This window comes from Enterobacter sp. 725m/11 (assembly GCF_011683705.1).
Classification (GTDB): Bacteria; Pseudomonadota; Gammaproteobacteria; order Enterobacterales; family Enterobacteriaceae; genus Enterobacter; species Enterobacter bugandensis.
This window is the reverse complement of record NZ_JAAQOK010000019.1, coordinates 14,162-35,159: the sequence shown is the minus strand read 5'-3', so window position 1 is coordinate 35,159 and position 20,998 is coordinate 14,162. Positions and strand designations below refer to the sequence as shown.

The following is a 20,998-nucleotide window of genomic DNA, read 5'->3' as shown; positions in this document are numbered from 1 at the left end:
CCCACTAGATTTATTAAATATTTAATCAAAACATATCTATTTCAGAACAACTGTTGATGCTTTACACCAATTGTTGAGCATGTATTTATGCAATAGAATATTATTTTTCAAATTAGTATCTGGTAGTGGTCTAACATTATCATCAATTACCCCAACAGGCGTAATCATCCGTTCTTCTCCTCGAAGAGAATGCTTCACACCATTTTCATAAGCAAAATATTTTACAGCAACTGGATCGAGGCCGCCCACACAACCTATGGTATAAGCAAACAATACTGTATCTAATGAGTCATTAATTTTCTTAATCTCGAATGAGTCCTTAATCAACGCCATATTTATATCAAGCTGGCATTTGTTTACATAATCTACAAGACTCCATATTTTTTTGTTGTTCACATATTCCGAAGCGGTTATTTTTGAACTTTTAATGCCCCCAATATTTTCTTCTTGAATATCGATTCTCACCTTATGGACACCATCAATTCGATCAAACTCCTTGGTAAAAGTAGATGCAAAACTATTAATTACGGGTAAAGTTATCAGAAATAATGCTAGTCTTATTTTGTTTGTTAGAATCATCTTGTACTCTCACGTCCAGTTGTTTTATAATTAATACCAATCATTTCATTGAGTTCATCTACATCAAAGATCTCTAATTCTTTTTGTACAGTTGACTCGTAATATCCTTTATATGCCACCGGTAAAAAAAACCTCAAATCATTATAGGATGAAAATTTTATTGTATCCCCCTGATTCCCACCCAAACAAATTAATTTTCCAGATTTAGACTGACCATATACAAAGGTTGCGTGATGTCCTGATGATGCGGCACATCCATAGATAGGTTTTTTGATTTCAAAAAAGTTATTGCTATCTTTAAAAAACGAAATGGCACGATATGGATCTGGAACTGTTTTATGATACCCACTTTCTTGAAAACAATAATTCACAAAAGACGAACACCAGGCATTTAATGTCCCAACTAGATTTTTTATCCATTTATGACCTATTAATGCATGATAATTGCTGGTAATAGAGTCTTCTTTAGTTCCATGCCATTTCCTGGCCTCACTCAGTGCAATATTCATCCACGGAGCCTCTCTCTGGTCATGAGGAAGTAGAGCTATTGGATTTCCAGAATTCTTTCCCCCAACCGATTCTAGCGTTTTTTTATTGGTATTTATACCGCTATTTTTTCGTCTTTTATTCACTGATTTTGATGCTGGAGAACTGACTGCTGGTTTCTCAGTCTCACCAGCAGCATTACTGCCATTTGTGCTAATAGAAAGGGATTGCCCCGGGTATATTTTATTAGGGTCCGATATATTATTCTGTCGTGCGATATCATCTACACTCACACCGTTTTTCGCCGCTATTATTGCCAGTGTATCACCCGGTGAAACTATATATACTGAAGGGCCACTAGTATTGACACCATAAATCGTCAAGTGCTGGCCGGGGAAGATCTTACTTACATCTTTTATATTATTATTTTTAGCCATTTCATCAGTACTTGTCTTATAACGTTCGGCAATTTTCGAGAGGGTGTCTCCTGACATAACTATGTACTCTATCGGCTCCTGAGTACTCTTCTCTCGTGGAACTTTTGGGCTTTCGGCTAGTGTTTTTGCAGCGAATTGTGAAAAGTTTCTTGTGAGCAGTATATTTTTCGTTTCATCCCCAGCAACAGCTGAATAAACAACATCCTCTTTTCCTGCAGAATTAGTATATTTGAGGACAATAGCCATTCCTTGTTTCGTATGGATGATTGTCTTGAGCTTACCATAAGCATCTGTTTTCCAATCGTAGGTAGTGCTTCCTAGTGTCACTTTAAATGGCACATCTGCAACTGGTCGGGAGCCATCAGAAACAGTCACATTTGTCACATACACCCATTTTTCAGTTCCGGGCTTCAGGCCACCTTCTTTTTTACTGATTGCATCCACAACTTTGCCGAATTCATTATCATTCAAATCAGATATTTTTTTATCTTTTGCAATTCCACTCTCTGAGCTTATAAAATTGGCATAAGCTACGGGATCATTGCCTGCAGCTTCTGGTGCATACTGCGACATCATCTCTGATATAGTATTGTCTCGATATTTTCCCTTCAATAATGCACATTTTTCACGCTCCCCTACTTCCATGCTAGAAAAAATCGCAAATGTATTTTCTTTCGGGTTATATACAGTCCCAGCACCTATCCGCCCTTTTTGCTTACCTGCATCAGGTAATGCCATAATATTCCCGGGGTTGTTAAATCTCCAATTTAATGTCCCTGCAGTTTTTAGCAAACGTGTTCCATCACCAGCTTCGTACTCAACCGTCTTGGTTTCAAGATGGTATGTCGCTTTTACAAATCTCATACATCATCCTTTTTATTTTTTTCCGTTGGTTTAAAACTGCTGTCTTTTAGTAAAACTGAAGTCATGTGATAGCCTGTGACAGCAAGCATAACATTTCCATCTACAGTGACATGCTGATTTAGTAAATTGCGCTTGGTTTTATAATCGTCACCGATAATAATGAGCTGAACATTGCTGTCCCAACCTTTTTGCTCTGTATTAGCATCAATCACGCACTTTAGCGGGCTATCTAAATGCAGGATCCAGTAAAGTAATTTTTCGTCATGTTCCCTATCTTCTCCCCAATTAGGGGGACCGTAAAACAACTCTTCTTTCATCACTCCTGAGAGTACAACCTTATCCCCCTCTTTCAGACATGCAGCATTTGCACCGGAGTTATAAAATAAGATAGCCATACTCAATATAATTTTCTTAAGCATACTTAACATTATCAACTAGCCTTTGTTAAATTTAATAAAGTTGCAATCATTGATTCAGTCAATGCTGATGCTCTATCACCTTCAGAATCCACTTCACTTAAATAAAAATCGGCATCAGTTTCTTCATCTCCCAAAAAAACCATACTTTCGTCTTCAGTTGATGAAACAGAAAGGTCTTCTTTACTCCAGGTTTCTCGCCCAATGATTAAATTTAATGTATCGCTTTCAGGAAGTACTATTTTCGGGAAGCGACCTGAACTATCTACCGTGCCAGTCGACAGGATTTTCCCATTACTGTCAGTAATGTTGTACGGCTGATTTGTCATCCAGTCCATACTTTGGCTTACACTATCGGCACCAGGGAATGCAAAACGCAAACTTTGTTTTCCAGCCTCGGGTTGTTGATGTTGGTGATTATCAGGCTGTTCCTTTCCGCTTCCCTGTTCGTCTGTATCTGATTTACCGTGGTCTGTGCCGGGCTCTGACGCATCCAGTACGGGGAACGTTAAAAATGAAGGTTTCGCTGAAGCCTTCTGCTGCCGGTCATAAAATCCCGCCCGTGTCCGGTAATCCCCGAGCGTCGCCGCTTCAATCGCATTCGCATCCAGCGTGATATAACTCCCGCCACCGTTCAGCGTGATCTTCTTCTTCGCGATGATTTTGATTTCATCTTCCGTACTGACAATGCTGATTTCCTTGCGTGCCAGCAGTGCCATCAGATCGTTCTGCGCCTGTACCTGCACCGGCCCCTGGTTCGCGATAAGCCTGATACCCAGCTTGCGGACAAACACGCTCAGGGCATTGCCCACCCCGATGAACAGATTTTTCACCACGCTGACGTCTGCATTTTTACCGGCCGTGGCAATCAGGTTCTGGCCGGCCGATACCTGAAGATGCTGTCCGCTGGTCAGTGCCACACCGTCCGGGGCGCTCATCAGCAGCACCGATTTTTTCAGGTCCGTCAGCTGCTGCTCCAGCAGCGTAATTTGCGCCTGAAGGTCTGCCGGGTTCGCCGTCGCCGTCTGTGCATCATCCGATATCGCCTGCATCTGCGCCCGCGCATCCCCCAGATTGCTGACCGCCGCCTGCATCTCAAGCACCCGGCCCTGCGCCCTGGCCTGCCCGTCCGCCGAGATAAAAATCCCTTTCTGCGCCCGTATCGCCCCCCAGCTGTCCGTCCTGAGCTCAAAGCCCTCGCCGCGCTGCTGTTTTCCGCTGTCGACCAGGTGCCCGAGGTTCAGCTGGCTCTTGCCGCCGTATTCCGTGCTGACCTTGATGTGCTCTTTTCCGCGCTCGTCATCAAGGCGGATTTTGTTGTTCGCCGGGGTGCGCAGGACGTTGCGTTTGTAGTTCCGGATGGTGACGTGGTCGCCGTGCGCCGAGTCATGCAGCACGCCGGTAATGTACGGCCGGTCCGGGTTACCGTCCTCAAAGCCAATCGCCACTTCTGTGCCCGCCAGCAGCGGCAGGTGCAGGCCATACGTGTCGCCGGCGTACGGGCGGGACTGGCGCACCCACAGGCTTTCGAACCCGGTCTCCCAGTTATCACGGTCGAACAGCATGTTGACGCGGTAACGGCCGTCTTTATCAATATGCCCGTAGGTGTCATTTTCAGTGGTACTGGTGACGCGGGCCGGCAGCGTACCGGCCATCACCGGACGTTCTCCCGGCTCGGGGCGGAAGCTGAAATCCGGGCTGTCCGGAATACCGTCAAAGCGAAGGCTGAAGTCTTCATCCCGCCGCGCGTGGGTCTGCATCGCCGTGATGACCACGCCCTGCGCAAACACCTCCGCCACTTCATACCCGCCGGTGACATTGAGCAGCATCCCCGGAGAGAGCGCCGGACTGCTGGTGATGGCCCGGGTCCGCGTCTGGCCGTTCAGGTAGCGCTCGTGCCGGATCCGGGCATAAAACGCCCCGGACTCGGGCGCCGGGTTACGTTCATGCGCGCTGCCCGGCGTCAGGTAGTTATCCGCCCAGTGGTAGGCATCCCCGTACGTGGTGACATCCCCGCGGGTCGCATCCACCACGGTGTTCATGTCCTGCGTGGCCTGACGGTAGTTGTAGTCCCGGGTGCTGACCTGCTTCTGCACCACGTTGTGATGGCTCTCCATCCCCCACACCGAATCCACGCCCTGCGAGTGCTGGCCTGACGGCGGCACCGACGGCAGCGTCAGGCCTTTCTCGTACCCCTGCTGGCTGTCGTAAAACTCCACCACGTCGATGTTAAGGCGCGTATCGGTGGTGAAGCGGAACCAGATACCGACCTCACCCAGCAGGCGGGTGATGAAGTGCAGGTCATTCTCGCCGTACTGCATCACCTGCTCACGGCGCGGATACTCTTTAGTGAGCGAGAACAGAAAATCCTGGCCGCGCATGCCGTGACGTTCGCGCAGGATTTTTTCCACGATTTGCGGGACCGACATGTCCTGGTAAATGGCGTTCTGGTGCGAGCGGTCGAGCAGCGCCAGGCGTGGCCGGAGCGTCAGGGCATAACGGGTTTCATCTTTTGATGTGCCGAGGCGTTCAAAGCCGGTCACCACCCCCTGAAGGGTGCGCACGGCCTGCTGCACTCTGATGCCGTAACCCTGGTCTGCCGGGGCCTGCAGCGTCAGGGAAGCCCCTTTCATCAGCATCATCTCTTTACTGATGGCGTGGTCACCGCTGGTGAATTCAATACGGTAGCGGAACGGCGTGCTCAGGGCTTCATCGCCTTCAAACGCCAGCACGTCGAGCGCGGACTCACAGCCTTTCACCGCCAGCAGGTGGTGGTTATGGCTGAACCTTAACGGAGGATTATTACTCATGCGTCCACTCCCTCCTGAACGTCAAATTCCAGGCCAATGCCCTCTTCTTCGCTCCAGCTCAGATGTAACGACCATGGTTTTTGTCTGTCGGCCATACGGGTCAGCAACTGCTGGCTCAGCACCGGCAGAATTTGTTGACTCAGCAGGCTGTCGATATTGCGCGCCCCGGTATCCGGCAGCAGGCAGGCGGCGGTCAGGGCGTCATACAGGCTCTCATTAATCTGCGTGGTCAGGCCGTAGTGGCGATGCAAGCGCTTGCTAACCTGTAACAGCTTCATTTCCACGATGGTACGCATGGCCGCTTCCGCCAGCGGACGGTAAATCACGGTCTGGAAGCGGGCCAGCAACGCGGGCTGGAAGTGGTCACGCAGGATCGGACGCAGTAGTTCGTGCAGATCGCCTTCGGTGGATTCAGGTTGTTCGTCCAGCAGCTGCATCAGATGGTCGCTGCCGAGGTTGGAGGTCATCAGAATAACGGTGTTGCGGAAGTCGATTTCACGACCTTCACCGTCGCGCATAAAGCCACGGTCGAACACCTGGTAGAACAGGTTCATCACGTCGCGGTGCGCTTTTTCGACTTCATCGAGCAGCACCACGCTGTACGGTCGCTTACGCACGGCTTCGGTGAGAATACCGCCCTGACCGTAGCCAACGTAGCCCGGAGGGGAGCCCTTCAGCTGGGAAACAGTATGAGGCTCCTGGTACTCGGACAAGTTGATGGTAATCAGTGATTTTTCACCGCCGTACATCACGTCCGCCAGAGCCAGGGCGGTTTCGGTTTTCCCCACCCCACTCGGGCCCACCAGCAGAAATACGCCCTGAGGGCCATTCTCAGATGTAAGACCCGTTTTTGCCGCACGCAGGCGCTGCGCGATGGCCGCGAGCGCCACATCCTGCCCGACCACACGTTTGCCAATTTCATCTTCCAGGGTAAGCAGTTCGGTCTGCTCATCTTTCATCAGCGATGACAGCGGAACGCCTGTCCAGTCAGCAATCACATTGGCAACGGTGCGCACATCCACATCTAGCGAGAGCAGCGGGTTGCTGTGCTGCATGCCGTGCAGTTCCTGCTGCAGCGCGTGCGTCTCGCTCTGACGGGAGATGTCCTGGCGGCTTTCCAGCAGTTGTTCGGTGAGTTTCAGTTCCTGCCCGTATTGAGTTTCAAGCTCGTCGAGAGCAACGATAAGATCGTTCTCTTCCTGCTCAATGACGGTCAGGCGTTCACCATGGCTCTGATTGCCGACAGCAATATCTTCCAGCAATGCCTGCTTCTCCATTTCAAGAGAGGTGATCTGCGAGCGAATGCAGGTCAGCTGCTCCGGCACGGTGTCGAGGCTCATGCGGACGCGTGCTGCGGCGGTGTCGAGCAGGTCAACCGCCTTGTCCGGCAGCTGGCGGCCCGTCAGATAGCGGCGAGAAAGCGTAACTGCCGCGCGTACCGCATCGTCGGTAATGTGCACGTTATGGTGCTCGGCGTAGCGGGACTTCAGACCACGGAGCATCAGACAGGCGGTGTCGTCATCAGGCTCATCTACTTTTACCATCTGGAAACGACGCTCCAGGGCCGCGTCGCGCTCGAAATATTGTTTGTATTCAGACCAGGTGGTGGCCGCAATGGTACGCAGTTCGCCACGCGCCAGCGCCGGTTTTAGCAGGTTCGCTGCATCGGCGCCGCCCGCCTGATTGCCCGCGCCGATGATGGTATGCGCTTCATCAATAAACAGCAGGACCGGGGACGGTGATTGCTGCACCGCATCGATGACGTTTTTTAGCCGCTGTTCGAACTCGCCTTTCACGCCCGCGCCGGCCTGTAGCAGGCCCAGGTCGAGGGTACGCAGAGTGACCGTTTTCAGGGATTCAGGCACATTGCCCTCGGCAATACGCAGCGCCAGACCTTCAACCAGTGCGGTTTTCCCCACGCCCGGCTCGCCGACCAGAATCGGGTTGTTTTTGCGGCGACGAGAAAGGATGTCCACCATCTGGCGGATTTCTGTGTCACGGCCAAACACAGGATCGATCTTCCCTTCCTTCGCTTTGGCGGTGACATCGAGGGTGAATTTGTCCAGCGCGTTCTGCAGTGCAGGACTCAGTTCCCCCTCTTCCATTTCCTCACCAGCCGGACGCCCGACAAACTCCACTTCACCGCCGTGGTTCTGTGCCAGCTCAGCTTCGCGCTGTATTTCCGGACGCTCATCCGATTGCGCATCCAGCAACGGTCTCAGGCGCTCCAGCTGGCTCTGGCCAAGCGTTAACAACGGCCAGAGGCCGTCACAACGAGCCAGTTTTGGTTTTTCCACCAGCGCCATCAGCAGATGGACGCTGCGAATGTGCTCTTCACCATTGAGTGAGGCCAGTAGCCAGGCTTGCTGCATCAGAGTCTGGATGTCTTCTGAGAGCTGGGGCCGATGGCGCACGGAGCGAGGTTGTTTATCCAGCCAGCCGAGCAGATCCTGCCAGATGCCATCCATATCCCACTCGTAGCGGCGTGCCAGCACAGTGAGATCCCCCTCGCCTTGCTCCAGCAGCTTCAGCAGCCAGTGCTCCGGCAGAATTTCGGCATGGGCACGGGTCTGGCAGAGCGATGCCGCCCCTTCCATCGCGCGGGCGCAGTAAGGGTTCAGACGACGTAACAGGATGGCTGGATTTTCCATGAGATTCTCTCTTTGTCGGTTCCTGGACACGCTACCGCCCCTCGCTGTTCACCAAAGCGCATAAGGTCAGGCAGGCAGGTTGTGTTTTCTTTGCTGAGCACCCGCGTCTCAGGCGCTCAGCAAAAAACTGCGGGCAGGAAAAAACTGCCCGCATCAGGATTACGCGGTGGCGCGTTCGTTCCAGGAATCGGAATGAATGATGTTGCCGTCTTTGTAGGTCCAGGTGATTTTTTCGTAACGCAGCTCGATCTGCTCAAGGTGGTTATGCTTCTCGAAAGAAGGATCCTTGATGTCGTGCATTACCGGGTTCACTTTCACCACCTTGACGTTTTCAAGTTTGGTGTTGAAGTACTCCACTTCCTGGCCCGCATCGTTGATTTTGTACCACTTGAACTCAGCGGATTTCAGGGTCTGACCCGTGGTCACCGCCTTGTACAGGTACGGGCTGGAGGAGTCGATTTCCTTAGTGAACAGGAACGGCGTGTGGATACGGGTCCCGGTCAGCTTGCCGGTGTTGTTATCGGTAGGGATGTACAGGTTGTGCTGCTGTGCCACCACTTCGATGCTGCCTTCACGATCCTGAACGTCCACAGACCCTTTAATGTCCGCGCCGCCGTCGTCCTTCAGCCAAAGATAAACAGGAATTGCCATGTTAATTACTCCGTTTTATTTTCTGAGACGCCATCATCCTGCGATGACGCCGGGTGTTTGCCGGGTATCTGACAGGCATTGGCCTGCGGTACCAGACTGATTTCGACACGACGGTTGAGCGCCCGCCCTTCCGGAGTGTCGTTGGTTGCGGCAGGACGGCTTTCGCCATAGCCCTGTACCGCAAAACAGCTTTCCGGCACGTCGCCGGTGTCACGCATCCAGTTGCGTACCGCTTCGGCACGTTTCAGGGACAGCGTCTGGTTCAGTTGTGGATTGCCGGTGTTATCGGTATGCCCTGACACAACAATCAGCCAGCCCGGTTTTGCTTTGATACCGACCAGGGAATTGACCAGCAGCTTCGTCGAACCGGGTTTAAGGTCGTATCTGCCGGTATCGAACAGCGACATGCTGTCGAGGCGCACAATTTTCGGTACTGGTTTGGGCTGCGGCTGAGGTTTGGGGGGCGGAGGAACATACGAACGGATGGCCTCCAGCACCGGCATCCGGAGTCGCTCCCCCTGATAAAGCCCCAGGCCTAATCGGGCCGGTACGCCGTTACGCGCCTGGTCATCCAGCAATGCCGCATCCTTGTGCAGGACGGCAACGGCGTCGGCTTTCGGACCGTAGTCATCCATAGAAATGCGATCGTAACGGACAATATCGAAGCTCACGCGATGCAATAGCTGGCGATTATTCCAGCCACTACAAAGCAGCGCGGTAATAGCAGCCAGGGTGAAAATGCCAAGGACGCAGCGCCAGGTCCGGGCACGGGGAGTGAGTCCTCCCCCTTCCGGTAGCTGTGGCAGGATGAAATCCGGAAGTGGGGAGATCACCGTACTGTCCGTTCCCACCGGGTGCCAGCCAGACACCTGCTGCATGGCGGTATGACGCGACAACCACGCCGTCCAGGCCGATGACGCAAGGCTTCCGGCAAGAATCGGCCCCATTCCCCCCAGCATTGCTGCAGGTGCAATGGCCGGAACATCAGGATTATCATCGATGAATACCGCCTGGACATGCTGATGGAACCAACTCATCAGGCTATTCATCAGCACCTGCTGCTGCATCACAGGCGCACCGCCGGTGGTGACCCATGCGGCAATTGAACAAGGCGCATTCGACTCACGCCAGACAGTCCACCCTTCACCCGGAATAGCGGCCTGCCAGAGCATGTCATCCGTCATCGCACTGCCTATCTGACCATTCAGAATCAATGGCACAGAATGTCCCGTTTCTTTACGCAACTGACTAATTTGCCAGCGCAAAGCCAACAGACGACTTGTCAGGGCTTCGCTGTCGACGTGTTTCTGCGGACAGACACTGACCATCACCGACAGCTGACGCCCCCAGTCCGGGCGCTGCAACAGTACCTGACGGGCAACCTGCTCCAGATCCTGATGATCCTCAACGCGGATCCAGCATCCCTGCGTGACGGTCAGTACCGGTGACTGTTGCGGCCAGGTCAGAGGCATATCACCACAAACCAGCACCACAGGTTGACGGTAAGTGGTTTCAGGAAGGTCATCCAGACGCAGGCTGGCGTCATGCTCCGCACGAGGTCTGGCGATATACCAGAACGCGACGATAACCCCGATCATCGCCAGCAGAACGGGCACTGAAGCCAGCCGGGATAACGGCAAAAAAGCCAGGCATACCACAGCACTCAGCAGGGCGGCCCACAGCGCAAGCCCGCGCTGTTGTACAGGACTCATTTTATGACTCCCGGCAACAGGGTCAGCAGCATCTGATCGAGCCATTGATCCAGTCCCCACCAGAGCGCGGCAAGAACAATCACGCTCAGGCCGATACGAGCGGGCCATGACGCCAGCCAGCCTCCCGTCCCCCGTCCGGTGCGACTCTCTGCCAGAACAGGGTGAGTCTGCGGATAGCTGAACGGCGTAACACGTTCATTGAGGGCGCTGACCAGCTTCTGACGCTCAGGATCGCTTAGCGAGCGGTAACTACCCAGAAAACCGAGCATCATTACCCGCTGAAAGCAGGTCAGTACGGCATTGTCTGGTGCAGGTTCACGCAGCACATCGCGCATCCTGTCACACAAGGTGTCACCGGCGTCCATCGTGCCGAGGAAGTGTCCCTGCAAAGGAATGTCATACCACTGCACACAGGCATCATCCTCTACACCGCGGCCTTTTACCGCTTCATCAAGCAATGCACATTGTGCAGTGAGGATATGCCTACAGCTGGCTTCATCGAGTTCACTCGCTTTTAGTTCACGCTGAACGCGCTCTACATCAGCGATACAGCGTTCCCATAAGACCCGACCTTCACCTTCCTGAAACAGCGGGCCATGGCGAAGGCTGATGACCTGAAGCCAGGTATCCTGCAGCAGTGCGTCAATATCAACAGGCACGGCAACGCCGCGTTTACGCTCACTCATGTTCTCAGTACCGCAAAGAGTTCAAGTTCAGGCTCACCAAGCATGCCCGGGACGTAAAACATGCATATCCCGCTCTGGAGCATTTCGGCTGCCAAAGGATGCGAGAGGTCGAGACTGAAATACTGATTTTCCAGGCGCAGCGGAATGGCGGCTGGCACATGACGCAGCGGCATCAGCGGTACACCCACGCGGGATGAGTTGACGATCCCACGCACATGGTCAGGACTGCCGACCTTACACTGGCGCGGGAACTGTTCCTGCAACTGCGCCACCGGTATCGGCGACCGTACAGAAAGATAGTAATCCGCTCCTTCGCGCAGACGCGGGTCATGCAGGCGAGCCTGCCAGAAGTGCAGTCGTGGGTCATAGTCGAGCGTCAGAGCCACCACGCGGGACGGCAGACTGGCTTCAAGCAGATCGCTAAGTAAATCAAACAACGGCGGAAATACCGCGTTGAGTTGCTCATGATGCCAGACCGGAATGGCGTTCACCTGGTGCTCCAGAGAAAATGTCAGCAAGCTCCCCGCCAGGCGAGAAAGCTCCGGATACAGACGTTCCGGCGGGCTTTGCAGATTACGCTGGAACTGACCCAGTACGGGCTCAGCGCTATTCAGCGCGTTGAGCAGCCAGAACAGAGAGACATCAGCCACGGCAAAGTCAGCCATACGCTCATTGCTTTCGCGCCGCATTGCCATCAGACGACAGAGTCGGGCCCGTAACTGGGTCATCAACTGTTCCAGTTGCGTCACCAGCCAGCGGCTGCCTTGAATGGCCAACAGAGGGGGGAGAAACGTCTCATCTAATTGCCATGCACCCTGCGAATCTTGCTCCAGCCGGGCGACTGGACAAGTCAGGTAATCGCTGTTGTTCTGATGCGCAAAACGCAGGGTCAGTTCCGGCTGCATTACCGCAATCTGACGGGTGTCTTCTCCATACGCATTGCGCACATCCCGCCAGCGCTGGCGATAACGCACCGGGCGCTCGGCCACTTCATCGGGTTTAAGGCAGTTACCGCCATTCGCCCGCAGTAGCGGAAGCGCCAGCATCACCGTCACCTCCTGCGATTCACTTTCAAGCGACAACACAGGCGGCAGAGAATCTGCATTGTCTGTATCAATCAGCGTTCCGTCCTGAAAACGGACATGCAGATGACGGGCCTGGAGACGTCCAAGCTTGAGAGATTCCGGTTCGAAAGTGGCGTCAATGACCCCCCAGGGTGAGATGAGTCCCAGCCGGGCAATACATTCGGCAGACCAGGCCGCATACGCGACCTGTTGCTGAAAATGCTGGGGAGAAACCATAATGCCCCTACCCCATAACGGTTGTTCCGTTTTCATCGGCTTCCTGCCTGTTTTTACGCTTTCGCTTTCGGCATCTGTGAAACAAGCGACAAATTGACGTCCATCCCTTCCACCTGGAAGTGCGGGATAGCGTACAATTTCACGCGGAAGAAGCCCGGGTTATCCTCAATATCTTCCACCACCACTTTCGCGTCACGCAGTGGGTGAGACGCCTGAAGTTCATCGCCCGGATCGGTCATTTCGGTCACCAGACTGCGGACCCAGGTATTCAGTTCCAGCTCAAGCAGTCGGCGATCCTTAGTGGTGCCAATGTTTTCGCGCTGAATCAGCTTCAGGTAGTGGGCGATACGCGACAGCAGGAAGATGTACGGAAGACGCGCATTGATGCGGCTGTTCGCCGTTGCATCTGCGGTGTCATACAGCGCCGGTTTCTGCGTGGAGTTAGCCGAGAAGAAGCAGGCGTAGTCGCGGTTTTTGTAGTAGGACAAAGGAATGAAGCCCAGATTCGCGAATTCGAATTCACGGGTTTCAGGAATCATCACTTCGCTCGGGATTTTTACCTGATTGCCAGTACCGAGATCGTACAGATGGATAGGCAGGTCCTGAACCGCACCACCAGCCTGTGGCCCACGGATCTGTACACACCAGCCATTATTGATAAAGCTGCGCACCATGTTGGACGCAAAAGCAAACGATGCGTTGGTCCACAGGTATTTGTCGTGATCCGGACCTTTGACCTCTTCGACATAATTGAAGCTGCGAACCGGAACGGTATCCGGGCCATACGGCAAACGTCCCAGTACGCGGGGCATCACCAGACCGATGTAGCGCGCGTCGTCGGTATCACGGAACGATTTCCACTTGATGTACTCCGCGCGATCGAAATAGTTGCCAATATCTTTAATCGCCGCGACATCTTCCATTGACTCCTTGAGGAAGAATTTCGGGCCTGCCGAGCCAATAAACGGCATATGTGCCGCAGCAGAGACTTTAGAGATATTGCGCAGCAGAGCGACATCCTGCGCTGAAGCGTCGAACTCGTAAGCGGAAATCAGCGCCGCAATCGGCTCGCCGCCCGGGGTATCATATTCGTCGATGTAGGTGTGTTTATACAGACCACTCTGGATCACCTCCGGACAGTCTTCAAAGTCCTGGCGCAGGTCTTCTTTAGACATACTCAGAAGCTCAATTTTCACGTTCTGGCGAAAATCGGTTTTATCCACCAGCGACTTCACCCCACGCCACAGGCTCTCAACCGCCTGAAATTCATCATGGTGCATTACAGCGTCCAGCTGGCGGCTGATCTGAAAATCAAGCTCAGCGATATGGTGATCAATCAGGCTTTTATCCAGTTTTTCGACTTTCGAGCCTGCTTTGGTCAGACACTCCAGAAAGACCTGCATACCTGCAGTCAGACGTTCATCGGCGGTGGCATCCGACATCGCCTGCGCATCTTGCCAGATATCCAGCGCGCTCAGCTCAGAGACCGGGCTCAGATTGATTTTCTCAAACAGGGAAGCGTAAACCCCACCCGCTGCTGGGCGCTCCAGCACCACGCTTTCACCGCCAGTAATATTATTTTGTACAGACATGAGCATTCCTTGATTAATCCGTTAAAACAGCCTGATGGTTAGGATTTTTTTGACGCCAGTGCGGATAATTCATTTCGCAACTCAGCGCTAAGCGACTGGTCAAGAACGATTTTTTCCAGCTCTTTTCGGAAAGTCTGGTTATCCAAAAGGTTGGCTTTCAAATCACGGAGCAAGTTGCGCATCGCCAGCATCGCCTTCAGTTGCGGTATCTGAGCAGCCACCTGCTCTGGCGTGAAATCTTTCATGCTCTGGAAAGTCAGCTGAATGTTGTCCTCACCGCCATCATCAGCCAGCGTATTTTTAACGGTCAGATTAACTTTTGGGGAATACTCGGAAAGAACGCTATCAAAATTGTTCTTCGTGATATTAACCTTTTCGCGCTCAAATATTGGCGCTGTGTCCTGCCCATTACTAAAATCACCCGCAACAAGCAATTTCAATGGTAATTCCATTTTCTTGCTTGCTCCGCCAGTATGCAGGTCAAGCTTTAGGTTAATACGTGCCTTAGGCACTTCATTCTGAAAACTGTCAGCCATCTCATCATCCCTCTTTGGTTTTGCTATGCCAACTTCACGGTATCGCGTTGATGCGCAATCATAGAATAATGATCGACACAAAATCAAATACGCAGATCATTAACCCGAAATGAGAAATTTCTTAAGAATTTTCTGCTAAACTATTATTGTGTAATGCCCTGCTAAGGCAGAAAAAGAAACTACTCTTTTCGCGCAAACCAAATATTTATATCGTTAAAAGGATCGCAACCAGTGAGATACTAATAAAAACAACTTATTTTGATTTGCATCACGACACTTTGTCAAAAAAGCATGAATTAACTGAAAGAAGCTATTGAGGAACGCAAAAAAAGAAGAAACGAAAAATTATGAAAAGTGAATATTTTATTGATGGCATGAATAATATATAAGATTTTTCCTTATGAAAATTCTTATTTATTATATGTAGTAAAAAATTCATTTCCGGATACTTAACGAGTCGTCAATCATTAATACCGTGCTTGCTCGTGAATTGACTTTATCCTTGCGCAGAGGCTTCTGCTCGCCGCGCAAGAAGGAAGGATGCTCTCAATGCGGCTGTTTATAAAATCTGTAAAATCAAACACCTCCTGGATCGTCGCTTTTTTAATCAAAAACGAGTAATAGCACATATCGTATAACGGTGTTACATTATACCGCCCACCCAACGTCAGCTATGGCCAGGTAACGCCGTAAAGATCGGTAAAGCCTGCAACCATGACCTTGTACTACGGTCTAATAGGCACGTGGTATCGCACTAAGCGTTACTTTCACCGGCTCTACATAGGTTTCTCTATTTTGTCTCAATCCAAATTTCAACGCGCGTTTTTACACCCGCGTTACTGGTTTACATGGTTTGGTCTTGGCGTTCTCTGGCTGCTGGTACAACTCCCCTACCCTGTGCTGCGTATGCTGGGGTCGAAACTGGGCAGCGCATCCCGCTATTTCCTGAAGCGTCGCGAATCTATCGCGCGTAAAAACATCGAGCTTTGCTTTCCTCAGTACAATGCTGAAGAGCGCGAAAAACTGATCTCTGAAAACTTTAAATCCATCGGCATGGCGCTGCTTGAAACCGGCATGGCCTGGTTCTGGCCGGATGAACGCGTCCGCAAATGGTTTGATGTAGAAGGACTGGACAACCTTAAACGCGCTCAGCTGCAAAAACGCGGCGTGATGGTTGTTGGCGTGCACTTTATGTCCCTGGAGCTTGGCGGGCGCGTGATGGGCCTTTGTCAGCCAATGATGGCAACCTACAGACCGCACAATAGTGCACTGATGGAGTGGGTTCAGACGCGAGGCCGCATGCGTTCCAATAAAGCGATGATCAGCCGTAACAACCTGCGCGGTATGGTTGGCGCCCTGAAGAAAGGTGAGGCCGTCTGGTTCGCTCCTGACCAGGATTACGGACGCAAAGGCAGCAGCTTTGCCCCCTTCTTTGCCGTGAAGGATGTAGCGACGACCAACGGGACTTTCGTCATTTCGCGTTTGTCAGGTGCCTCCATGCTGACCGTGACGATGGTGAGAAAAGCGGATAAGTCAGGCTACCGTCTGCACATCTCTCCGGAAATGGCTAACTATCCGGAAAACGAGTGTGAAGCGGCAGCGTTTATCAATAAGGTCATCGAAACTGAAATCATGCGCGCACCGGAGCAATATCTCTGGATGCATCGCCGTTTCAAAACGCGTCCTCTTGGCGAAGCCTCCCTCTATATTTAAGCCCTGCATGAAGGTTAGTTTCGCTAAGAAACTAGCCTTTTCAATCACCTGTCATCTCACTGCAAAACCGTCTTTGATGGCGTCGCCCAAAGTGAATTTATTGCGCTGTGAAATCAAACTGTCGCCGTTCCACGACACTCGTAAGTGGCGGAAATTATTTAAAAAAATCCCTCTTGTCACCCCTCATTTTTAAGCGTACATTAGCGCCGTCTGGCACCAGGAAAGCACAGAATTCTGAGCGGGAGTCATCGCCGTAACGGGAAAATTCTCATTTCTGTTTAGCCGGGATTTCAGTTCTCTATAATCAGTTGGACTCTGTTTTTAAATGCGTACCACAAGATACGCGGAGCGATGAAACGTGAAATATTTCTTTATGGGCATTTCGGTGATCGTTTTAGTCTGGGCCGGAACCTTTGCCCTGATGATCTAGTGAGAACATGCAGTCAAAAAAACAGGAGCCATTTGGCTCCTGTTTTTTTGTCATGAGGACACGGGGTTTTCAGCAACGCTCTTTGCTGAGAGCAGGCCATCGGCACGGAACATACTCTTGATGCCCCTCACCGCCTGACGAATACGGTCGCTGTTTTCGATTAAAGCAAAGCGCACGTGGGTGTCGCCATAATCACCAAAGCCGATGCCCGGGGACACACACACCTTCGCGTCCTGCAGCAGCTTTTTAGCAAACTCCAGCGAACCCATCGCTGCGTACGGTTCCGGAATTTTCGCCCAGACGTACATGGACGCTTTCGGCATCTCCACCATCCAGCCAGCCTCATGTAACCCTTTTACGAGTACGTCGCGGCGACGTTTATACTGAGCAGCAATGTCGTGAACGCACTGCTGATCGCCCTCCAGAGCGGCAATAGCGGCAACCTGCAGCGGCGTGAAGGTACCGTAATCGTGGTAACTCTTGATGCGCGCCAGTGCACTTACCAGCGTTTTGTTACCCACCATAAAGCCAATACGCCAGCCCGCCATGTTGTAGCTTTTCGACAGGGTAAAGAACTCCACCGCCACGTCACGCGCGCCCGGAACCTGCATTATCGACGGGGCTTTCCAGCCGTCATAGACGATATCGGCGTAGGCTAAATCATGAACCACCAGCACGTCATAACGCTTGGCCAGAGCGACAACTTTTTCGAAGAAATCAAGCTCCACGCACTGCGCCGTTGGGTTCGACGGGAAACCGAGGATCATCATCTTGGGTTTCGGGTAGCTTTCGCGAATGGCACGTTCCAGTTCGTTAAAGAAATCGACACCTTCCACCAGCGGAACAGAGCGCACCTGCGCCCCGGCAATCACCGCGCCGTAGATATGGATTGGGTAACTTGGATTGGGTACCAGCACCGTATCACCGTGATCCAGCGTGGCCAGCATCAGATGTGCCAGCCCTTCTTTCGAGCCGATGGTGACAATCGCCTCACTTTCAGGATCGATATCAACCTGATAACGATCCTGATACCAGCGCGAGATCGCGCGACGTAACCTGGGAATACCGCGCGAGGTTGAGTAGCCGTGCGTATCCGGACGCTGGGCAACCGTGCAGAGCTTTTCAACGATATGCGGTGGCGTTGGGCCGTCAGGGTTACCCATGCTGAAATCGATAATATCTTCGCCGCGCCGACGCGCAGCCATCTTCAGTTCAGCAGTGATATTGAAAACATAAGGGGGGAGACGATCGATACGCGTAAAACGGCGTTCAGGACTGAATTCAGCCATAGATTCCTCAGATTAACGTTAGCGCCCGGACCGTCCGAGCGACGCTGCCACCGATGTGGCGTGCTTAGAAAATAACCTGAAAAAAATCACGCTGTCGAGAGGGAAATGAAAAAAAAGCGCCCGCGTGAAAACCGGAACACTGCAATACATGAAAGTTAAAGCAGGGTTCTGATATTGGCTTTCCGTTAGCCGTTATTTAACACAATGATATCAAAACAGTTACCTGGTGATTTGGCGCTGAGAAAAAATCGGGTAGCATCAATCCTCACCTGACAATCCCCTTTGTAAACTATGGTTTTTCCTCATTTGATAAACCCGACGGATAGCTGGTCAATACGCCCCAGGTTTTTTATCATGGTTCTTTCCCGTTTGCCCAGGTCTGCTCCGTGCACGAGATATTCACTATGCTGCTGGCGGTTTTTGACCGTGCGGCATTAATGCTGATTTGCCTGTTCTTCCTGATTCGCATTCGCCTGTTTCGCGAGCTTTTGCATAAATCCGCACACTCGCCGAAAGAGCTGCTGGCGGTTACCGCCATCTTTTCCCTGTTCGCACTGTTCAGCACCTGGTCCGGGGTGCCGGTAGAGGGTTCGCTGGTTAACGTGCGCATTATCGCCGTCATGTCCGGCGGAATTTTGTTTGGCCCGTGGGTGGGTGTCATCACCGGCGTGATTGCCGGGACCCATCGCTACCTGATTGATATCGGTGGCGTAACGGCAGTGCCATGCTTTATCACCAGCATTATCGCCGGGGTGCTTTCCGGCTGGATCGGCCGCAAGATCCCCAAAAAACAGCGCTGGCGCGCCGGGATTGCTGCGGGCATGGTGTGCGAAACGCTGACCATGATCCTGGTCGTCGTCTGGGCCCCCACCACCGCGCTGGGGCTGGATATCGTCTCGAAAATCGGTATTCCCATGATCCTGGGCAGCGTCTGCATCGGTTTTATCGTGCTGCTGGTGCAGAGCGTTGAAGGGGAAAAAGAAGCCAGCGCCGCCCGTCAGGCCAAGCTGGCGCTGGATATTGCCAACAAAACGCTGCCGCTCTTTCGCCACGTTAACGCGGAGTCGCTGCGCCAGGTCTGCGAGATCATCCGCCACGACATTCACGCTGACGCCGTCGCCATCACCAATATCGACCACGTGCTGGCCTACGTAGGCGTCGGGGAGCACAACTATCGCGACAGAGACGACACCATTAGTCCGACCACCAGACAGGCGATTAACTACGGCAAAATCATTATTAAAAACAATGATGAAGCTCACCGAACGCCGGAAATTCACTCGATGCTGGTGATCCCGCTATGGGAAAAAGGCGTTGTGACGGGCACGCTGAAAATTTATTACTGCCACGCGCATCAGATCACCTCCACGCTGCAGGAGATGGCCATTGGCCTGTCGCAGATTATCTCTACTCAGCTTGAGGTCTCCCGGGCAGAACAGCTGCGTGAGATGGCAAATAAGGCAGAGCTGCGCGCGCTGCAGAGCAAAATTAATCCCCATTTCCTGTTTAACGCGCTCAACGCTATCTCCTCTTCCATTCGTTTGAATCCGGACACCGCGCGCCAGTTGATTTTTAACCTGTCGCGCTATCTGCGCTACAACATCGAACTGAAAGATGACGAGCAGATCGACATTAAAAAAGAGCTTTATCAGATCAAAGACTATATCGCGATTGAGCAGGCGCGCTTTGGCGACAAGCTCACGGTGATTTACGATATTGATGAAGAGGTCAACTGCGTGATCCCGAGCCTGCTGATCCAGCCGCTGGTTGAAAACGCGATTGTTCACGGTATTCAGCCCTGTAAAGGCAAAGGGGTGGTCACCATCAGCATCACCGAAAGCGGCAACCGGGTGCGAATTGCGGTACGCGATACCGGCCACGGGATTGACCCAAAAGTCATTGAGCGCGTGGAGTCTAACGAGATGCCCGGGAATAAAATCGGGCTGCTGAACGTGCACCACAGAGTCAAGCTTCTCTACGGCGACGGGCTGCATATTCATCGTCTTGAACCAGGCACTGAAATCGCTTTTTACGTCCCGAATGAGCGCTCCCCTGTTCATGCGGCGACATCTTTATTACCTCAGGGTGAGTAATATGAAAGTCATCATCGTTGAAGATGAATTCCTGGCTCAACAGGAACTAACCTGGCTTATCAAAACCCACAGCCAGATGGAGATTGTGGGTACGTTTGATGATGGTCTGGACGTGCTGAAGTTTCTGCAGCATAACCGGGTTGACGCGATTTTTCTGGATATCAATATTCCCTCGCTGGACGGCGTGCTGCTGGCGCAAAATATCAATCAGTTTGCCCATAAGCCGTTTATTGTGTTCGTTACCGCATGGAAAGAGCATGCCGTGGAAGCCTTCGAGCTGGAGGCATTTGACTATATTCTGAAGCCTTACCAGGAGTCGCGAATTGTCAGCATGCTGCAAAAGCTGGAGGCCGCATGGCAGCAACAGAGCGCTCCGGCTACCGCCAGCCCGACGATACGGGAAAACGACACCATTAATCTGGTCAAAGATGAGCGCATCATCGTGACCCCGGTCAACGATATCTACTACGCCGAAGCGCACGAAAAGATGACGTTTGTCTATACGCGGCGGGAATCGTATGTCATGGCGATGAACATTACCGAATTCTGCAGCAAGCTTCCGGCAGCCCACTTTTTCCGCTGCCACCGTTCGTTTTGCGTCAATTTAAACAAGATCCGCGAGATCGAACCGTGGTTTAACAACACCTATATTTTGCGCCTGAAGGATTTGGATTTTCAGGTGCCGGTGAGCCGCAGCAAAGTGAAAGAATTCCGCCAGCTGATGCACCTGTAACAAAAGAGCCCTCTCCCGC

16 protein-coding genes are annotated in these 20,998 nt (G+C 52.2%); 4 read left to right on the top strand and 12 right to left on the bottom strand.

Features of this window, described 5'->3' with window-relative positions; genetic code table 11:
• Positions 1–36 precede the first annotated feature (36 nt).
• The 11 genes from HBA26_RS10325 to tssB form a co-directional block, all read right to left on the bottom strand.
• On the bottom strand, positions 37–579 hold the full coding sequence (locus HBA26_RS10325) for a hypothetical protein (protein WP_126345376.1): 543 nt from the start codon (positions 577–579) through the stop codon (positions 37–39).
• Positions 576–2,366, bottom strand: coding sequence for a TIGR02594 family protein (locus HBA26_RS10320; RefSeq protein ID WP_166720899.1), 1,791 nt, complete (start codon positions 2,364–2,366; stop codon positions 576–578). Before HBA26_RS10320 ends, HBA26_RS10325 begins: the two co-directional genes overlap by 4 nt.
• On the bottom strand, positions 2,363–2,794 hold the full coding sequence (locus HBA26_RS10315; protein WP_049137229.1) for a DUF4431 domain-containing protein: 432 nt from the start codon (positions 2,792–2,794) through the stop codon (positions 2,363–2,365). The genes HBA26_RS10320 and HBA26_RS10315 overlap by 4 nt, the downstream gene beginning before the upstream one ends.
• A 2-nt stretch (positions 2,795–2,796) precedes the next feature.
• Positions 2,797–5,592 carry a type VI secretion system tip protein VgrG gene (vgrG, locus tag HBA26_RS10310; protein ID WP_126345378.1) on the bottom strand — a complete coding sequence of 932 codons (2,796 nt, stop codon included), beginning with the start codon at positions 5,590–5,592 and terminating at the stop codon, positions 2,797–2,799.
• Positions 5,589–8,243, bottom strand: a complete 2,655-nt coding sequence (gene tssH / locus HBA26_RS10305; RefSeq protein WP_100169912.1) for a type VI secretion system ATPase TssH — start codon at positions 8,241–8,243, stop codon at positions 5,589–5,591. Before tssH ends, vgrG begins: the two co-directional genes overlap by 4 nt.
• A gap of 159 nt (positions 8,244–8,402) precedes the next feature.
• Positions 8,403–8,894 (bottom strand): type VI secretion system effector Hcp, encoded by a 492-nt coding sequence (gene hcp, locus HBA26_RS10300; protein WP_028019678.1) that lies wholly within the window; start codon positions 8,892–8,894, stop codon positions 8,403–8,405.
• 5 nt (positions 8,895–8,899) lie between these two features.
• Positions 8,900–10,606 carry an OmpA family protein gene (locus HBA26_RS10295; protein WP_126345379.1) on the bottom strand — a complete coding sequence of 569 codons (1,707 nt, stop codon included), beginning with the start codon at positions 10,604–10,606 and terminating at the stop codon, positions 8,900–8,902.
• Positions 10,603–11,292 carry a type VI secretion system protein TssL, short form gene (gene tssL / locus HBA26_RS10290; protein WP_126345380.1) on the bottom strand — a complete coding sequence of 230 codons (690 nt, stop codon included), beginning with the start codon at positions 11,290–11,292 and terminating at the stop codon, positions 10,603–10,605. Before tssL ends, HBA26_RS10295 begins: the two co-directional genes overlap by 4 nt.
• Complete coding sequence (gene tssK / locus HBA26_RS10285; protein ID WP_126345381.1) at positions 11,289–12,629, bottom strand: type VI secretion system baseplate subunit TssK; 1,341 nt, start codon at positions 12,627–12,629, stop codon at positions 11,289–11,291. The genes tssL and tssK overlap by 4 nt, the downstream gene beginning before the upstream one ends.
• A 17-nt stretch (positions 12,630–12,646) precedes the next feature.
• The gene (gene tssC / locus HBA26_RS10280; RefSeq protein ID WP_047368046.1) at positions 12,647–14,191 is read right to left on the bottom strand and encodes a type VI secretion system contractile sheath large subunit; all 1,545 of its coding nucleotides are present in this window, start codon (positions 14,189–14,191) and stop codon (positions 12,647–12,649) included.
• Between the two features lie 32 nt (positions 14,192–14,223).
• Positions 14,224–14,721 (bottom strand): type VI secretion system contractile sheath small subunit, encoded by a 498-nt coding sequence (tssB, locus tag HBA26_RS10275; protein WP_041908834.1) that lies wholly within the window; start codon positions 14,719–14,721, stop codon positions 14,224–14,226.
• 792 nt (positions 14,722–15,513) lie between these two features.
• On the opposite strand from tssB, the gene lpxP reads away from it, so the two are divergent.
• On the top strand, positions 15,514–16,434 hold the full coding sequence (gene lpxP, locus HBA26_RS10270) for a kdo(2)-lipid IV(A) palmitoleoyltransferase (RefSeq protein WP_028013977.1): 921 nt from the start codon (positions 15,514–15,516) through the stop codon (positions 16,432–16,434).
• Between the two features lie 358 nt (positions 16,435–16,792).
• The gene (ypdK, locus tag HBA26_RS23115) at positions 16,793–16,864 is read left to right on the top strand and encodes a membrane protein YpdK (RefSeq protein WP_099458937.1); all 72 of its coding nucleotides are present in this window, start codon (positions 16,793–16,795) and stop codon (positions 16,862–16,864) included.
• Between the two features lie 50 nt (positions 16,865–16,914).
• Here ypdK and alaC read toward each other — a convergent pair whose 3' ends face one another.
• Complete coding sequence (gene alaC / locus HBA26_RS10260) at positions 16,915–18,153, bottom strand: alanine transaminase (RefSeq protein ID WP_028013978.1); 1,239 nt, start codon at positions 18,151–18,153, stop codon at positions 16,915–16,917.
• 386 nt (positions 18,154–18,539) lie between these two features.
• Here alaC and HBA26_RS10255 point away from each other — a divergent pair, with 386 nt between their 5' ends.
• Together HBA26_RS10255 and HBA26_RS10250 are read left to right on the top strand one after the other, a co-directional pair.
• Positions 18,540–20,246, top strand: coding sequence for a sensor histidine kinase (locus HBA26_RS10255; RefSeq protein WP_048959743.1), 1,707 nt, complete (start codon positions 18,540–18,542; stop codon positions 20,244–20,246).
• A gap of 1 nt (position 20,247) precedes the next feature.
• The gene (locus HBA26_RS10250) at positions 20,248–20,979 is read left to right on the top strand and encodes a LytTR family DNA-binding domain-containing protein (RefSeq protein WP_028013980.1); all 732 of its coding nucleotides are present in this window, start codon (positions 20,248–20,250) and stop codon (positions 20,977–20,979) included.
• Positions 20,980–20,998: the final 19 nt, after the last annotated feature.

Bases quoted from the DNA above. Each gene is read 5' to 3' on its own strand.
- hcp (WP_028019678.1), bottom strand. From the start codon at position 8,894: ATGGCAATTCCTGTTTATCTTTGGCTGAAGGACGACGGCGGCGCGGAC.
- HBA26_RS10315 (WP_049137229.1), bottom strand. From the start codon at position 2,794: ATGTTAAGTATGCTTAAGAAAATTATATTGAGTATGGCTATCTTATTT.
- alaC (WP_028013978.1), bottom strand. From the start codon at position 18,153: ATGGCTGAATTCAGTCCTGAACGCCGTTTTACGCGTATCGATCGTCTC.
- tssK (WP_126345381.1), bottom strand. From the start codon at position 12,629: ATGAAAACGGAACAACCGTTATGGGGTAGGGGCATTATGGTTTCTCCC.
- HBA26_RS10320 (WP_166720899.1), bottom strand. From the start codon at position 2,366: ATGAGATTTGTAAAAGCGACATACCATCTTGAAACCAAGACGGTTGAG.
- tssC (WP_047368046.1), bottom strand. From the start codon at position 14,191: ATGCTCATGTCTGTACAAAATAATATTACTGGCGGTGAAAGCGTGGTG.
- tssL (WP_126345380.1), bottom strand. From the start codon at position 11,292: ATGAGTGAGCGTAAACGCGGCGTTGCCGTGCCTGTTGATATTGACGCA.
- HBA26_RS10295 (WP_126345379.1), bottom strand. From the start codon at position 10,606: ATGAGTCCTGTACAACAGCGCGGGCTTGCGCTGTGGGCCGCCCTGCTG.
- HBA26_RS10250 (WP_028013980.1), top strand. From the start codon at position 20,248: ATGAAAGTCATCATCGTTGAAGATGAATTCCTGGCTCAACAGGAACTA.
- vgrG (WP_126345378.1), bottom strand. From the start codon at position 5,592: ATGAGTAATAATCCTCCGTTAAGGTTCAGCCATAACCACCACCTGCTG.
- tssH (WP_100169912.1), bottom strand. From the start codon at position 8,243: ATGGAAAATCCAGCCATCCTGTTACGTCGTCTGAACCCTTACTGCGCC.
- HBA26_RS10325 (WP_126345376.1), bottom strand. From the start codon at position 579: ATGATTCTAACAAACAAAATAAGACTAGCATTATTTCTGATAACTTTA.
- tssB (WP_041908834.1), bottom strand. From the start codon at position 14,721: ATGGCTGACAGTTTTCAGAATGAAGTGCCTAAGGCACGTATTAACCTA.